11 protein-coding genes are annotated in these 15907 nt (G+C 58.8%); 2 read left to right on the forward strand and 9 right to left on the reverse strand.

Going from position 1 to position 15907, the window contains the following annotated elements; translation table 11 throughout:
* Positions 1-201: 201 nt before the first annotated feature.
* From GBC55_RS12465 to GBC55_RS12485, 5 genes are all read right to left on the reverse strand, one after another.
* On the reverse strand, positions 202-891 hold the full coding sequence (locus GBC55_RS12465; protein WP_162437761.1) for a GntR family transcriptional regulator: 690 nt from the start codon (positions 889-891) through the stop codon (positions 202-204).
* 28 nt (positions 892-919) lie between these two features.
* Complete coding sequence (locus GBC55_RS12470; RefSeq protein WP_162437762.1) at positions 920-1624, reverse strand: FadR/GntR family transcriptional regulator; 705 nt, start codon at positions 1622-1624, stop codon at positions 920-922.
* Between the two features lie 54 nt (positions 1625-1678).
* A complete protein-coding gene (locus GBC55_RS12475; RefSeq protein ID WP_162437763.1) occupies positions 1679-2992 on the reverse strand; it encodes a C4-dicarboxylate transporter DctA in 1314 nt (437 codons plus the stop codon).
* A 331-nt stretch (positions 2993-3323) separates the two neighbouring features.
* Positions 3324-4577 carry a serine hydroxymethyltransferase gene (glyA, locus tag GBC55_RS12480; RefSeq protein WP_162437764.1) on the reverse strand — a complete coding sequence of 418 codons (1254 nt, stop codon included), beginning with the start codon at positions 4575-4577 and terminating at the stop codon, positions 3324-3326.
* A gap of 236 nt (positions 4578-4813) precedes the next feature.
* A complete protein-coding gene (locus GBC55_RS12485) occupies positions 4814-8662 on the reverse strand; it encodes a bifunctional diguanylate cyclase/phosphodiesterase (protein ID WP_162437765.1) in 3849 nt (1282 codons plus the stop codon).
* A 285-nt stretch (positions 8663-8947) separates the two neighbouring features.
* On the opposite strand from GBC55_RS12485, the gene ettA reads away from it, so the two are divergent.
* Together ettA and gdhA are read left to right on the forward strand one after the other, a co-directional pair.
* Positions 8948-10612: an energy-dependent translational throttle protein EttA gene (gene ettA / locus GBC55_RS12490; RefSeq protein WP_162437766.1), complete on the forward strand. Its 1665-nt coding sequence runs from the start codon at positions 8948-8950 to the stop codon at positions 10610-10612.
* Between the two features lie 346 nt (positions 10613-10958).
* Positions 10959-12296 carry an NADP-specific glutamate dehydrogenase gene (gene gdhA / locus GBC55_RS12495; RefSeq protein WP_162437767.1) on the forward strand — a complete coding sequence of 446 codons (1338 nt, stop codon included), beginning with the start codon at positions 10959-10961 and terminating at the stop codon, positions 12294-12296.
* Here the strand turns inward: gdhA and GBC55_RS12500 are convergent.
* The 4 genes from GBC55_RS12500 to GBC55_RS12515 form a co-directional block, all read right to left on the reverse strand.
* Positions 12293-12787, reverse strand: a complete 495-nt coding sequence (locus GBC55_RS12500; protein ID WP_162437768.1) for a GreA/GreB family elongation factor — start codon at positions 12785-12787, stop codon at positions 12293-12295. The two genes, gdhA and GBC55_RS12500, sit on opposite strands and share 4 nt — an antisense overlap.
* A 70-nt stretch (positions 12788-12857) precedes the next feature.
* Positions 12858-13214 (reverse strand): hypothetical protein, encoded by a 357-nt coding sequence (locus GBC55_RS12505; protein ID WP_162437769.1) that lies wholly within the window; start codon positions 13212-13214, stop codon positions 12858-12860.
* A gap of 153 nt (positions 13215-13367) precedes the next feature.
* On the reverse strand, positions 13368-15221 hold the full coding sequence (locus GBC55_RS12510) for a DUF4105 domain-containing protein (protein WP_162437770.1): 1854 nt from the start codon (positions 15219-15221) through the stop codon (positions 13368-13370).
* A gap of 105 nt (positions 15222-15326) precedes the next feature.
* Positions 15327-15815 carry a DUF3015 domain-containing protein gene (locus tag GBC55_RS12515; RefSeq protein WP_162437771.1) on the reverse strand — a complete coding sequence of 163 codons (489 nt, stop codon included), beginning with the start codon at positions 15813-15815 and terminating at the stop codon, positions 15327-15329.
* Between the last annotated feature and the right edge of the window lie 92 nt (positions 15816-15907).

The following is a 15907-nucleotide window of genomic DNA, read 5'->3' on the forward strand; positions in this document are numbered from 1 at the left end:
AAAACTCAGGCTTTGGTGGCCTTGGCTCGCAAGCTCTGTCGGGTGGCGTTCGCTCTGATGAAAAATCAGAGCGAATACCTATCGGCTTGAGAATTTTGTGTTGCTGGGCAACATAGAATCTCCCACATTTGATAGAGGTTGCCTGCTTTAAGTCGGACGACACAAAGCCAGTGTGGGAGCGAGCCTGCTCGCGAAGACTGCTTAACTGGCGACACGATTCTTGCTGGATTCCGATGGCGAGTTCAGTAACATGTTTTCCAGTGAATCCAGATGCCCCGTCAGCAACCTTTCGGCATCAAGCGCATCCCCTCGCTCAATGGCATCCAGCATTTCCCCGTGAACCTGCCAATCGCAATATTTCTCTTCTTGTAACTCAGTCTGTGCAATTGCCAGCGAGGTCAAAGGCACCAGGCTGTCCAAAAACTGCGCTAAAGGAGCATTGCCCGCCATTTCCGCCAATTGCAGGTGAAAGTCCCCGGAGAGTCGAATGGCCGGACCCTGCTCGGAGCAACGGCGTTGTTTTTCGACCAAAACGTGCAGGGGTTTCCAGTCTTGTCGGCAACGTCTTTCACAGGCCAGTTGTACCAGTGTGGTTTCCGTCAACCGCCGTGCATGCAGAGTCTGTCGGGTTTGCTCGCGATCCAGCGAAGCGACGCGGGGACGATGGTTGGGTTTGAGGACAATGATCTGTTGATGTGAGAGGCGGGTCAGCACTCCACGAATGTCGCTGCGTCGAGCACCAAACATCTGCGCCAGGCTTTCTTCTGTAAAGCGACTCTGCGCGTGAATGCGTTGTTCGAGAATGGCATCGAACAGCCGCGTATAAAGATCGTCCTTCTGCAAAGAAAACGGCAGGGCAGTCAGAGTCTGCAGTGATGCGAAGCTGTTCATGGCCGGTCTCCGGTGTCTGTAAGGGGGGTCAACTGCCGAGATTGTCGTCCGGGATGTTCAGTTCAATGCCCATCCGCTGACCTTCTCGAAGAATATGTCGACGCATTTCGGCACTCGCCTGAGCGCTATTCTTGCTACGGATCGCACGTACCACTGCTTCGTTTTCTTCAAGGCGTTCAGCCAGGTGTTCGGGGGAATTGCGCAGCACCTCGGCGCTTTGCTTGAGGGCGTTGCTGGTTTGCTGCACCACGCTTTGGAAAATCGGGTTGGACGTCAGCGTGAACAGTTCTTCGTGGAAGGCGATGTAAGCGTTCACGCCGGCCTCGCTGTCGTTGGCCTCCAGTGCTTCGCGCATATCCATCAAGGTCAGGCGCAGTTGGCCGACTTCCTTGCTGCTGATCGACTGCGCCACCAGGCCGACGATAAACGGCTCGAGGGTGTAGCGCAGTTGCAGCACATCTTCCAGGCTTGCACCGGCCACCGCGCTGTCGTGGCTTTGGCTGTCGGCGAGAGGGGCGTCAAGCACCACCACGCCTTTGCCCGGCATGGAACGCACCAGGCCAAGGGTTTCCAGAACGATCACGGCCTCGCGCAGGCTCGGGCGGCTGATGCCCAGTTGCTCGGCCAGCTCACGTTGCCCGGGCAGCATTTCGCCCTTGCGCCACTGACCACGGACCAGCGCGGCCCGCAGTTTTTCCACTACTGAATTTACGACGGTTGACGAGGTAATCACTGTTCGCTCCATGTCGCGATAAAGGTGCCCGCCCGCGGGGCAGGCACACGTTATTTAGAATTCCTGCTGATGCGCCGGTGCCACCGGTTTTCTCGGCTGGAAGGTATAACCCACCTGACCGGAAAGCACCTTGTTTGCGCGCTGGATATCGATGTCTTTTTCCCAGCGTGCAATGGCCACCGTAGCGACGCAGTTGCCGATCAGGTTTGTCAGCGCCCGCCCGATGCCCATGAACCAGTCCACCGCGAGTACCAGCACCAGGCCAACCACGGGGATCGCCGGAATTGCAGTCAGCGTCGCCGCCAGAATGACCAGCGCCGAACCGGGAATGCCGTGCGCGCCTTTGGAGGTGATCAGCGACACCAGCAAAATCGTCAGCAGATCGGTCATGGCCAGCGGCGTTCCGGTGGCATTGGCGATGAAGACGATAGCGAGGGTCAGGTAGATCGAAAAACCGTCAAGGTTGAACGAGTAACCGGTTGGAATCACCAGGCCGACCGTCGAACTGCCGATGCCCAGATGTTCAAGCTTGCGCATGATTTGTGGCAGCACGGCGTCGGACGAAGCGGTGCCCATGACGATGGTCAGTTCTTCACGCAGGTACTTGAGCAGTGGCCACATCCGCAGGCCGGACAGGCGCATCACCAGCCCGAGAATCAACGACACGAACGCGACGCACGTCAGGTAAAACAGGCCCACCAGGCTGCCCAGATGTTGCAGCGAATCCAGGCCATATTTGCTGGTGGTAAATGCAATAGCGCCGAACACGCCAATCGGCGCCAGGCGCACGATCATGCCCATGATGCGAAAGATCACGTGGCTCAGTTCATTGATGAGCCGGGAAATACCCGAGGCCGCTTCGCCGACCAGGTTCAGCGCGCTGCCGAACAGCACTGAAAACAGCAACACTTGCAGGATGTTGTTGTCAGCAAAGGCGCCGATGACCGAGGTCGGAATCAAGTCCATCAGGAACTGGGTGGTGGTGTGCATGTGCTGACCACGCTGGGCGATGTCGCCCATGTCGGCAGCAGAGAGCTGGTCCAGATGAATGTTCGCGCCGCTGCCGATACCGGTGCTGAAGGCGAACACCAGACCGATTACCAGGGCGATGGTGGTCAGCACTTCGAAGTAGATCACCGACTTCAGGCCGATGCGTCCGACTTTTTTCAGATCGCCCGCGCCACTGATGCCGCTGACCACCACGCAGAAAACAATCAGACCGATAAGCATCTTGATCAGTTTGATGAAGCCATCACCCAGGGGTTTGAGCTGGGCGGAGTATTCGGGAAGGGTCAGCCCGCAGACGATGCCGAGCACCAGTCCGAGAACTACTTGAAGGAAGATTGAACGCGAGCACCATCTGAGCATGGGAGGAATCCTGGTCGGTGTCCTGGCTGCCGTGCGCTTCGCGCATCAGATTCAGAACTTAATTATTGTGGTCTTACCGGTATGTCCAGTGCAGGCGCAGTCTACGCTGGATTTTTTCCTGTGCACAAGTCGAAATCCAATAATTGGCATGACCGGTCTGACCAGTGGCCATAGTCACGTGTAGGAGCTGCCGAAGGCTGCGATCTTTTGATCTTTTAAAAACAGGATCAACAGATCGCAGCCTTCGGCAGCTCCTACACGGGGAGATCGCAGGCGAAAAAAAACCGGCCATCACTGGCCGGTTTTTTATTGCTGCGATTTAACGGTGCGATTAAGCGCCGTATACCGGCAGCTTCTTGCAGATGGCCTTGACCTTCTCACGGACGGCGTCGATCACCGCTTCGTTGTTCAGGTCAGCCAGGATGTCGCAGATCCAGCCGGCCAGTTCCTTGCACTCTGCTTCCTTGAAGCCACGAGTGGTCACAGCCGGAGTACCGAAGCGCAGTCCGGAGGTGACGAACGGGGAGCGTGGATCGTTTGGCACGGAGTTCTTGTTCACGGTGATGAACGCTTTGCCCAGAGCGGCGTCGGCGTCTTTACCGGAGATTTCCTGCTTGATCAGCGACAGCAGGAACAGGTGGTTTTCAGTACCGCCGGACACCACGTCGAAACCGCGCTCGATGAACACACCGGCCATGGCCTTGGCGTTCTTCACGACTTGTTGCTGGTAGGTCTTGAACTCAGGCTGCAGTGCTTCCTTGAAGCAGATCGCCTTGGCTGCGATCACGTGTTCCAGCGGACCACCCTGGGCGCCCGGGAATACGGCGGAGTTCAGCTTCTTCTCGATGTCGGCGTTGGCGCGAGCCAGGATCAGGCCGCCACGTGGACCGCGCAGGGTCTTGTGCGTGGTGGTGGTCACGACGTCAGCGAAAGGCACCGGGTTCGGGTAGACGCCAGCGGCGACCAGACCGGCCACGTGAGCCATGTCGACGAACAGGTAGGCGCCAACCTTGTCAGCGATTTCGCGGAAGCGCGGGAAGTCCAGGATCTGCGAGTAGGCAGAGAAACCGGCCACGATCATTTTCGGCTTGTGCTCAACCGCCAGGCGCTCGACTTCGTCGTAGTCGATCAGGCCGTTGGCGTCGATGCCGTATTGAACGGCGTTGTACAGCTTGCCCGAAGACGAAACGCTGGCGCCGTGGGTCAGGTGACCGCCGTGTGCCAGGCTCATGCCCAGGATAGTGTCGCCAGCCGACAGCAGAGCCAGGTACACGGCGCTGTTGGCTTGCGAACCGGCGTGCGGCTGAACGTTGGCGTAATCGGCGCCGAACAGCTCTTTGGCGCGATCAATTGCAAGCTGCTCGACCACGTCGACGAACTCGCAACCACCGTAGTAGCGCTTGCCCGGATAGCCTTCGGCGTACTTGTTGGTCAGTACCGAACCTTGAGCTTCCATCACCGCAGGGCTGGTGTAGTTTTCCGAAGCGATCAGCTCGATGTGTTCTTCCTGGCGCTGAGCTTCTTGCTCCATGGCGGCAAAAAGGTCGGCGTCGTACTTGGCAATAGTCAAATCACGGCTGAACATGGCGGTCCTCAAGGATCGGGGCAGAAAAGGGGGGCATTCTAACCCAATGGGTTTTAGATGGCATATGAAAGGACATCATGTCGCAGACAAGTGGGCTTCATGACGGGATCAGCGGTGATCGTGCCGGCCTCATCGCCAGCAGGCTGGCTCCCACAAAAGCCGGGAGTGCCCACAATCCGTGGTTGACATCAACCTTGTGGGAGCCAGCCTGCTGGCGATGGCTGCGCCACAGATCTTCAATCAAACACGAACAACGCATCAATGCTGAACCGTTCTTCAAACCGTTCAGCCGGCATTGGCCGCCCGAACAGATACCCCTGAACCTCATCGCAACCATGCTCACGCAGGAAATCCAGCTGCTCCTGGGTCTCGACGCCTTCAGCGATCACGGCCAGATTGAGGCTGTGCGCCATGGCGATGATTGCCCGGGCAATCTGCGCATCCTGTTCTCCGGAGGGCAAGCCATCGACGAAGGTACGGTCGATTTTCAACACGTCGATAGGGAACTGCTTGAGGTAGTTGAGCGAGGAATAGCCGGTGCCGAAGTCATCGACCGCGATGCTCAAGCCGAGATTTTTCAGCCCGTCGAGAATCTGCATCGCCTCGCTGACTTCGCGCATCAGAATACTTTCCGTCAGCTCGATCTCCAGGCACGCCGGCGGCAGTCCGATGTCCTTGAGGATATTGGCGATACGCGTACCCAGTTGACCATCGGAGAACTGCCGCGCCGAGATGTTTACCGACACCTTGGGCACCCGAACCTTGGCCTGATGCCAGGTCTTGAGCTGACGGCAGGCTTCGCTGATCACCCAGTCGCCCACATCAACCACCAGGCCGAGCTCTTCGAGCACCGGAATGAAATCCCCCGGCGGCACCAATCCGCGACGTGGGTGGCGCCAGCGCAGCAGCGCTTCGGCACCGGTCAGGCGTTTGCCGTCGCCGCTGAATTGCGGTTGGTAATACAGCACGAATTCGTTCTGTTCGAGGGCGTGACGCAGGTCGCTTTCCAGTTCCAGGCGCTCCAGGGCGCTGGCATTCATGTCGGCCTGATAGAACTGGAAGTTGTTCTTGCCGCGTTCCTTGGCGTGGTACATCGCGGTGTCCGCGTTTTTCATCAACTGACTGAGTTCATTCCCGTCCTGCGGGCTCAGGGCGATGCCGATACTGGCCGTGACGAAGAACTCCCGGCCTTCGAGTACGAACGGTTTCACCAGGCTGGCAAGGATCTGTTCGGCCACATGTATCGCCCGGTTCAGCGCCATTTCACGGTTGGCCCGCGGCTGCAGCAGCAGGGTGAATTCATCGCCACCCATGCGCGCCACGGTGTCGTCATCGTCGACGCAACCGAGCAGGCGGGTCGCCATTTCCTTGAGCATGCGATCGCCGGCGGCGTGGCCGAGGGAGTCGTTGATCGGCTTGAAGCGGTCCAGATCGAGAAACATCAGCACCACCCAGGACTTCTGCCGTTCCGCCGATTGCAACGCCGTATGCAGGCGATCCTGGAACAGCGTCCGGTTAGGCAGGTGCGTCAGGGCGTCGTAGTAGGCCAGGCGGTGAATCCGCTGTTCACTGGCCTTGCGCTCGCTGATGTCGCTGAAGAAACACACGTAGCTGGCCAGATCGCCTTCGTCATCCAGCACGGCGGTAATCCCTACCCAGGCGGGGTAGTGCTCGCCGCTGCGGCGCTTAAGCCACACCTCGCCTTCCCAGGTACTGTGCTGGTTCAGCTGTTTGAGCACGTAGCGCAGATGGGCTTCCTGCTGGTCGTCGACGGTGAGCATGTTCGGCAATTGGTCGAGGACTTGCTCCACCGCGTAACCACTGACGCGGCTGAAGGCTTCGTTGGCCTGGACGATATAGCCGGCCGGGTCGGTAATCAGGATCGCCGACGTCGAGTGCTCGAATACCGTCGCCGCCATGCGCAGGTCTTTCTCGGCCCGTCGCTGCTGGCTGATGTCGCGACCTACGCCAAGCACACCTTCGAAGGCGTCGTGCTCATCCCAGACCAGCACCAGGCGCAGTTCGATTGGAATCTTGCGACCGTCGGCCCGCAGACAGTCGAACAGGTACAACTGGGTCTGCACCTGGTTGCGTAATAGCGCCAGCTGCTCCGGCTTGTCCAGCGCCTTGCTGACCCGATCCATCAGGCTATAAATGCCGGTCAGTTGTTGCGGGTTGGCAATGGTCGATTGCCAGCCGTTCTGGAAAATCGAGTCGACGTCGTAGCCCAGCACGGTGTGCACCGACGGGCTGACGTAATTGAGGGACAGCTTGCTGTCGGTGGAGAAGATCACGTCGCTGATGCTTTCGGCGAGCATCCGGTATCGCTGTTCGCTGTCGCGCAGGGACTCACTGGCTTCGATCTGTTCAGTGATGTCCTTGGCCACGCCGATGATACGGATGACCTGATTGTCCTTGTCCCGCGCGAGTGCTTGCTCGCGAATCTCGAAGCGCCGCCATTTGCCGTCCCGATGACGAAAACGCAGCTGGCACTGCATCAATTGACCGTAACCACCCTGGCGCTGGGTCTGTCGCGAACGGTGATAGAAGTCGGCATCTTCCGGGTGCAGCAGGATTTCCCAGAAGTACTCGCCCATCTGGTGCAGCTCGGTGCGGTTGTAGCCGAGTGTCTGGCCCAAATGGTGGTTGCTGAAAATCATCCGCTGGCTGATGACATCTTGCACATACAGGTGATCCGGCACCGTGCGCACCACGTCGGACCAGAACCCTTCACGCTCCAGCAGTGACAGCTCAATGAGCTTGCGGCTGGTGATGTCGGTAATGCTCAGGATCACCGCTTTGTAGTCGTCCTGATCCTCCGGCAAGCGCAGGACCAACCACAGATGCTGGTCGCGTCCACTGGCGTCCTGGAGCTTGATTTCCAGTTCGAGCTGCTTGTGTCGGTTCAGCACGGCGTCCAGTACCTGGTCGCCGATGGCAGTGCCGTCCAGAGGATTGCCGTCGATCAGCAGGTGCCAGGCTTGCTCGCAGGAATTGACGTTGAGCAATTGCAGGGCGACCTGGTTGACCTCGGTGATGCGCAATTCCTGCAGCAGTTGCTGACGTTGCGATGGCGTATCCAGCCAGGTTTTGAGGTGTTCGCTGCTGTGGATCTTCGCTTTGTCGAAAACGCTGATGAGCCCTGACACATCCAGTACGCACAGCGCGACGCCAGTGCCTTCGAAAATATCCTGATAGCGTCGACGGCCCTCGTGCAATTGGCGCTGACGCCGGCGCATGTTCAGCAGGACGATAAACGGCAGCAGCGAGAAAGCCAGTCCCAGCAGGCATTTGCCGATGAAGGCCGGCAATAGATGCTCAATAACGCGTTGACGGTCGAACAGTCCGCGTAGTTGCCAGTCGCTGCTGCTCAGAGGAACGGTGAGCACGCTGTTGGTTAGATCGTCCGGCGTCAGGGTTCTGGGTTCGGCCATGGGCAAAGCATCATCACGGCTGATGATCTGATGGGTGAGGCGGTTTTCCACCAGCCATAGCGGGCGGATGCCCGCTTCGTGTTGCTTGGTCAGGGAGGAGAAGAAGGTCGGTGTGAGGCGCAGGGCCCAATAACCCCGTGTACTGCCGCTGGCCTGGTGCAGCAACAGATGCACCACCGAACCGTCCTCGGCGTTGCTGAAATAGTGGGCCTGGGCGCGACTGCGCCGGACCAGTTCGGTCAGGTAGTCGGCGTCGTCGCTGCTTTCAGCGCTGTCGCTGAGTATTTTTCCGGAGGGGCTTAACAGTGCCAGGCTGCGGACATCGGGCAGTGACTGCTGCACTTTACGCAGCAGCGCCTGCTGTTCGTCGGCGCTTTGCGGTTGCTCGACGATCGGTAGCAGGTTGAGTGCAATCTGGGCGTTGAGTGCCATGTTCAGGCTGACTTGCGACGCCAGGTCGGCGGTGTAGTCGATCGTGTACTGACGCTGGTTTTTCTGGGTTTCGCTCAGTTGATCGAGCAGTTGCCAAAAGAGCAGGGCGAGCAACAGTAATACGAGCGTTGCCAGCGCACCTTTCAACGTGCCGCGCAGGGGCGAGCCGGTCGCAAGAGACGGTGCGCTCGGGGCAGATGAAGGAGGGACGTTAGGCAAACTGAAATCCTGCGGATGGGCTGGACCGGCGCGACGTGCACTATAAGCCGGACGCCCGAAGGGCGGCTAGCATGCCTTGAGTTGTGGCAAAGTGCCAGCCCCGCTCGGCTGGACTGCCTTCCGTCAATCAGGTAGCTTTGCCGGTTACGCGGGAGCGTTCCAGCTCCTAGAATCAGACTTTTTCAGCGCGCACGCATTGATACCCATCAATCGTACGACGCGCACGGTCTGGCCGGGCATCGCCTGCGCTCCAATCATTCATCTGTCACTGACCCAAGGTTCTCCATGGCTCAATACGTCTTCACCATGCATCGGCTGGGCAAAGTTGTTCCGCCGAAGCGGGAAATCCTGAAAAACATTTCACTGTCCTTCTTCCCCGGCGCCAAGATCGGCGTGCTCGGCCTCAACGGTTCGGGTAAGTCCACGCTGTTGAAAATCATGGCGGGCGTCGATACCGAGTTCGAGGGTGAAGCCCGTCCGATGCCGGACCTGAACATCGGCTACTTGCCGCAAGAGCCGATCCTGGACCCGACCAAGACTGTGCGTGAAGTGGTCGAGGAAGCGGTCAGCGTGATCAAGAACGCCCAGGCGCGCCTGGACGAGGTCTACGCGGCCTACGCTGAAGAAGATGCCGACTTCGATAAACTGGCTGCAGAACAGGCCAAGCTCGAAGCCATTCTGCAAGCCAGCGACGGCCACAACCTGGATCGCCAACTGGAAGTCGCTGCCGACGCGCTGCGTCTGCCGGCGTGGGATGCCAAGGTCGAATTCCTGTCCGGTGGTGAAAAGCGTCGTGTGGCCCTGTGCCGACTGCTGCTGTCCGCCCCCGACATGCTGCTGCTCGACGAACCAACCAACCACCTGGACGCCGATTCCGTCGCCTGGCTGGAGCACTTCCTGCACGACTTCCCGGGCACCGTGGTTGCGATCACGCACGACCGTTACTTCCTGGACAACGTTGCTGGCTGGATCCTCGAGCTCGACCGTGGCGCCGGTATCCCTTACGAGGGCAACTATTCGGGTTGGCTCGAAGCCAAGTCCAATCGTCTGGCGGCCGAGTCCAAGCAGCAGTCGGCCCACGAAAAAGCCATGAAGGAAGAACTGGAGTGGGTGCGCAAAGGCGCCAAGGCCCGCCAGTCCAAATCCAAGGCTCGTCTGCAACGCTTCGAAGAAATGCAATCGCAGGAATTCCAGAAGCGCAGCGAAACCAACGAGATCTACATTCCGGCCGGCCCGCGCCTGGGCGACAAGGTCATCGAGTTCAAGAACGTTTCCAAGGGCTATGGCGATCGCGTACTGATCGACAACCTGTCGTTCTCCATGCCTAAAGGCGCCATCGTTGGTGTAATCGGCGGTAACGGTGCCGGTAAGTCCACGCTGTTCCGCATGCTGATGGGCAAGGAAACACCGGATTCGGGCACCATCGAAGTCGGCGATACCGTGCAACTGGCCTGCGTCGATCAGAGCCGCGAAGACCTGGATGGCAGCAAGACTGTGTTCCAGCAAATCTCCGACGGTTCCGATCAGATCCGTATCGGCAACTACGAAATCCCGTCGCGCACCTACGTGGGTCGCTTCAACTTCAAGGGCGGTGATCAGCAGAAGTTCGTCAAGGACCTGTCCGGTGGTGAGCGTGGTCGCTTGCACCTGGCCCTGACCTTGAAAGAGGGCGGCAACGTCCTGCTGCTCGACGAACCTTCCAACGACCTCGACGTTGAAACCCTGCGTTCCCTGGAAGAAGCCTTGCTCGACTTCCCGGGCGCCGCCATTGTGATCTCTCACGATCGGTGGTTCCTTGACCGCGTCGCGACTCACATCCTGGCGTACGAAGACGACTCGCAAGCCGTGTTCTTCGAAGGCAACTACACCGAATACGAAGCCGATCGCAAAAAGCGCCTCGGCGAAGCAGCGGCCCAGCCGCATCGTGTACGGCACAAGAAACTGGCCTGATATCAGGTGGGTTGCATGAAAAACGGAGCCTTCGGGCTCCGTTTTTTTGTCCGGGTTTTGTCAGCGAGACCAAGGTGTGGCCATCGCGAGCAGGCTCACTCTTACAATTGGAATGCGTTCCCCTGTAGGAGTGAGCCTGCTCGCGATGGCGGTACACCTAACGGTGCATCCCCAAATTGATAATCCCCATTCAGGTGCGAAAATCAGTCCAAAAAACAGCCTGATTTATATCCTGTGCACCATTTAATTTCATAAGTGCGACATTTCGCGCTGTTCTTGTGCGCGAATCGTTTGTTAAAGTCCGGCTCAATCTCCTCCAACGACAACAAATTTGCCGAGACTTTTCATGATCGAATCCGTTGAATCCTTCCTTGCCCGCCTGAAAAAACGTGACCCTGACCAGCCTGAATTCCACCAGGCCGTCGAAGAGGTCCTGCGCAGCTTGTGGCCTTTTCTCGAAGCCAATCCGCACTACCTGAACTCAGGCATTCTGGAGCGCATCTGCGAGCCGGAGCGGGCGGTGGTGTTTCGGGTTTCCTGGGTCGACGATCACGGCAAGGTGCAGGTCAATCGCGGATTCCGCATCCAGATGAACAGCGCCATCGGCCCATACAAGGGCGGTTTGCGTTTCCATCCTTCGGTAAACCTCGGCGTGCTGAAATTCCTCGCGTTTGAGCAGACGTTCAAAAACTCGCTGACGTCGCTGCCCATGGGCGGCGGTAAAGGTGGCTCGGACTTCGATCCCAAAGGCAAAAGCGACGCCGAAGTCATGCGCTTCTGCCAGGCTTTCATGAGCGAGCTGTATCGGCACATCGGTGCAGACGTTGACGTGCCCGCCGGAGACATTGGCGTGGGTGCTCGCGAGATCGGTTTCCTGTTCGGCCAGTACAAGCGCCTCAGCAACCAGTTCACCAGCGTCCTGACCGGCAAGGGCCCAAGTTACGGCGGCAGTCTGATCCGTCCCGAAGCCACGGGTTTCGGTTGCGTGTACTTCGCCGAGGAAATGCTCAAGCGCACCGGCGAGAAAGTCGAAGGCAAGCGCGTGGCGATCTCGGGCTCTGGCAACGTCGCGCAATACGCAGCGCGCAAAGTCATGGACCTGGGCGGCAAGGTGATTTCGCTGTCGGATTCAGAAGGCACGCTGTACTGCGAAGCGGGTTTGACCGAAGAGCAATGGTCGGCGGTGCTGGAACTGAAAAACGTCCAGCGTGGCCGGATCAGCGAGTTGGCCGCGCGCTTTGGCCTGGAGTTCCGCGCAGGTCAATGCCCGTGGGACCTGGCGTGCGACATCGCATTGCCTTGCGCGACGCAGAACGAACTCGACGCCGACGCCGCTCGCACGCTGTTGCGCAATGGCTGCATCTGCGTGGCCGAGGGCGCGAACATGCCGACCACCCTGGAAGCCGTGGACCTGTTCATCGAGGCGGGTATTTTGTTCGCGCCGGGCAAGGCATCGAACGCAGGGGGCGTTGCGGTGAGCGGGTTGGAGATGTCGCAGAACGCCATGCGCCTGTTGTGGACCGGCGGTGAAGTCGACAGCAAACTCCACGCGATCATGCAGTCGATTCATCACGCGTGCGTGCATTACGGCGAAGAGAACGGACGAATCAACTACGTCAAAGGCGCGAACATCGCCGGCTTCGTCAAAGTGGCTGACGCCATGCTCGCTCAAGGCGTGGTTTAAGCCGGTTCGATGCGCACGATCTCGATCATCTGATCACCGGCGGGGCGTTGCCACAGCACCTCGTCGCCGAGTTGCGCCCCGAGCAACGCACGGCCCAGCGGTGATCCCCAGTTGATCAGGCCTGCCGACGCATCGGCCTGATCCTCGCCCACCAGTTGCACCGTTTGTTCGGTGCTCTGTTCATCAGCGAAGGTCACACGGCTGCCGATCTGCACTTTTTGCGTCGAGCTCGCGGGCGTTACGACCTGAGCGCTGTGCAGGCGCTGGTTGAAATACCGTAAATCCCGTTCCAGGTCGGCTTGACGCTGTTTGTCCGCCTGTTCTCCTTTGGCCGATTGCTCGCTCAGTTGCTGTTGCAGCTCGGCGACTTTCGCCTGCAATTGGTTCAGCCCCGTGGGCGTCACGTAATTGGGCTGCTCGCTCACCTGTCGTTCGACCGGCTGATCAGCTTGCGCTGCGGCGTTATCTTCATTGACGAAGGCGCGACTCATGGTTTTCTCCCGTTATTGGGTTTGGGCCATGTTCGCAGGCATTTAGTTTCGGCGGATACCTGTCAGCGACTCATTGCGAGCGATAGGCGCGCGCGGCGTCCTGGTCTTTTTGCTGTTGCCAGGCTTTGTCGCGGTCATCCCAATGGTGGCTGCGATAGTCATCGCGATCCTTGTTCTCAAGCATGGCCTGGCACTGGCGAAAGCCATCACTCCAGCCCTCGGCGTATTGCTTGTCCTTGAGATAGCGCGGGACGTTCTTGCGAAACTCACCGGTGATGGCGCCGCCCGCTTGTCGACCACTGCTGCAACCGTCATCGAACCCATCGGCGAATGCCGGTGGATACCCCTTGGCGATCAGATCTTCGTGGGTTGTCTGGCAACCCGCACTCAACAGCAAAACCCCCAGCACAGCCATGCAACGCCACATCTCGTACTCCCGGGCCGTTTAACGGCCTATGGGAGAAGTCTAGGTGTGGATTCGTGAGCCGGATGTGAAAGAAAGATCAAAAGATCGCAGGCTACGCCAGCTCCTACGGGTGTACGCGTGGCCATTGTAGGAGCTGCCGCAGGCTGCGATCTTTTAGTAGTGATACCACTTCACCTCAAGCATGACCTCGGTCTCAGGCGTCGCCACATGGCTGAATTCACGCTGAGCACTCAGGCGCAATCCAAGGTTGCGCGACAATTCCCACTGCTGATTCAAGCTCAAGCTGCGGCGCACTTCGCCGTTGGTGAAGTAATCCCCCTTGGCCTCCAGGCTGAGGTTGCCCAGCGGATTTTTCCACAGCACGCCGGTGTTGAAACCTGCCGCTGGTGAAACAAATTCGGCGAAGTCATTGTTGTGTTCGACCCGCACCGTGCCCAGGGCAAAACCCAGCACATCTTCACCGAGCTGCCAGGTGCCACCGCCGCCACCGTTGACGTGGCTGACCAGTGTTTCATCGTCATGCTTGCCCGGTACACGCTCCAGTCCGCCAGTGACTTGCCATGAGAGCGGTTGCAGCAACTCGTTGCGCGGCGTCAGGGAGCGGATGGTCGCCAGATCAAGCTGCTGAAACTGCCAGCGATTGCCTTCGTACTGGCGCAGCTTCATCTGCAGGATTTCGATCTGCGCGCCGAGCGGGAAGCTTTCAGCATTGTCGTTGAGGTCGTGATAGGCCATGCGCAAGCCGTACTCGGCAAACGCCTCGTCGCCCCGGGTGCCGAGGCCGGCCTGCCAGGTGCGCGATTCATGACCGTCTTCGGGCAAGCCAGGGCGTGGAATATCGAGATCTGGCGCGGGGTTCTGGTTGATCGCCCGAAGCAGTTCGAAGCTGCGCTGAGCCCGCTCAGGATCGCGCTCCTGGCCGTTGGCGCGGTAGCGTTCCAAACGGTAAGAAGCGTCGATGATCAGCGCCTGACGGGCGCGTGGTTGCGCCTTGAACGCTGGGTCTTGCAATTGTTTCTGATCGGCGCTGACCTTCAGTACCCATTGCTGCTCTTCATCGGTCAACGGCTCGGCACGGCTCAACAGTTCGCGTTCGCGGGACGGACGATACTCGATGGACTCCACCAGGCCGGCTTCTTTCACGGCTTTGACGGTGTCGGTCGGAATGGCGGTCAGCGGGAACTGTTCGGTCAGGCGCAAGCTTGGACGTGCGACCTGGAGCAATTCCAGCAGGCGATAGGAGCAGTTTTCGTCGAAGAAGAAATAGTCGAACTGGATCTGTTTCAATTCCCAGACATGCTCGACCATGCGCGCGGTTTCTGCCTGTGTCAGGTTCAGCCGGTATTCCCACAGATCGCGGTTTTCGAGGCTGCGGTACTCCGAGAGTTTTTCCTGATACGGCACCAGCGCAAACAGCCCTGGGTAGCCCCCCATCAAGCCTTTCCAGGCATAGAGAATGCTGTTGTCCGAGCCTTCGATGTAGGCGCCGAAGTTGATCGCGTAGCTGAGTAGCGACGTCTTGTCGCTCTGAACATCGGCCTGGTCGATACGCAGCAAGGTGTGGCCGAACATCGACGACGGGCTATTGAGGTAGGCCGCAGGGAAGATCATCACGGCACTGTGGGGCGAGACGTCCTTGAACCACTGCTTGAATTCAGCGCATTCGAGCGTCGGCAGATCGGTCAGGTTGAGCTGTGACTTCAGCCAGCGGGTGCGGGACGGATACACACACTGGGCGTGTTTTTCTCCTGCACTGGCCGGCGCGTACAGCGCTTGCACGGTGGCTGCGAGTTCGCGGTCCGGGTGTTCATTGCCGTCAGGGGTGATAAAGAATTTCTTGTCACTGACGTAACTGCGCCAGCCACCGAGCTTGGCGGTTTCGTAGTGGCCCAGGGAAATCCAGAAAGGGTCGTTGGCCAGTTGCTGCAAACGTTGAGGGTCGATGTGTGGCGCGGCGGACAGCGGGGCGCAGACACAGAGCGCCAGCCAGGCAAGGCGTTTGAGCATAGTGGGCAACTTAGAATTCGAGAATAAAGACCCAAAAGTGCGGGCCAAAAAGAGCCAGCTTCAAAAAATAAAACCCGCTCCTCGAAAGGAACGGGTCGGTCGAGCTTAAGCTTGAGTTGCGTACTTGGCCAGACGAGGATCGGATTTCAGGATGGCCAGGGTGTTGGTATGCACGTCTTCAGCGGTTACGTCAGCCTTGCTGAAAATTTGCTGGAAGTGCTCGTGAGTCACAGCAGCGAAGTGCGCACGGTCTTCCGGCGCCACGCCCAGTACCACGGCATAGGTAGTCAGCGCTTCGCCGTTACCTTTGGCCATGTCTTCGGACAGCTCGTTCATCATGCCATTCATGGCAAACCAGGATTTGCCGCCATAGGTCAGCGACGCGTTGGTCGAGCAACCGTTGGTGCCGGATGTCATACCAAACGTTGCGTTACCGGAAGTGCCGTTGGTGGTGGATGCCAGGAAGTGAGCCGGAGTGCCACGCTGACCTTCGAACAGCATGTTGCCCCAACCGCAATCCGGGCCGCCTGGCGCCTGAGCCATGGCGTTGATGGATACAGCGGTGAAGAGAGTACCGAGAAGAATCCGTTTCATAGCTTTGTTCTCTTTATGTGCATACCAATGGACAGGGTCTGGCCCGATCTGGCGCCAGTGGGCCGGTTATTGTTCCAGCCGCGCAATTTGGA

This window comes from Pseudomonas sp. TNT3, from assembly GCF_010095445.2.
Taxonomy (GTDB): Bacteria; Pseudomonadota; Gammaproteobacteria; order Pseudomonadales; family Pseudomonadaceae; genus Aquipseudomonas.

Excerpts from the sequence above, each read along its gene's own strand:
- GBC55_RS12465 (WP_162437761.1), bottom strand. The coding sequence starts at position 891 with ATGAACAGCTTCGCATCACTGCAGACTCTGACTGCCCTGCCGTTTTCT.
- GBC55_RS12475 (WP_162437763.1), bottom strand. The coding sequence starts at position 2,992 with ATGCTCAGATGGTGCTCGCGTTCAATCTTCCTTCAAGTAGTTCTCGGA.
- glyA (WP_162437764.1), bottom strand. The coding sequence starts at position 4,577 with ATGTTCAGCCGTGATTTGACTATTGCCAAGTACGACGCCGACCTTTTT.
- ettA (WP_162437766.1), top strand. The coding sequence starts at position 8,948 with ATGGCTCAATACGTCTTCACCATGCATCGGCTGGGCAAAGTTGTTCCG.
- gdhA (WP_162437767.1), top strand. The coding sequence starts at position 10,959 with ATGATCGAATCCGTTGAATCCTTCCTTGCCCGCCTGAAAAAACGTGAC.
- GBC55_RS12500 (WP_162437768.1), bottom strand. The coding sequence starts at position 12,787 with ATGAGTCGCGCCTTCGTCAATGAAGATAACGCCGCAGCGCAAGCTGAT.
- GBC55_RS12505 (WP_162437769.1), bottom strand. The coding sequence starts at position 13,214 with ATGTGGCGTTGCATGGCTGTGCTGGGGGTTTTGCTGTTGAGTGCGGGT.
- GBC55_RS12510 (WP_162437770.1), bottom strand. The coding sequence starts at position 15,221 with ATGCTCAAACGCCTTGCCTGGCTGGCGCTCTGTGTCTGCGCCCCGCTG.
- GBC55_RS12515 (WP_162437771.1), bottom strand. The coding sequence starts at position 15,815 with ATGAAACGGATTCTTCTCGGTACTCTCTTCACCGCTGTATCCATCAAC.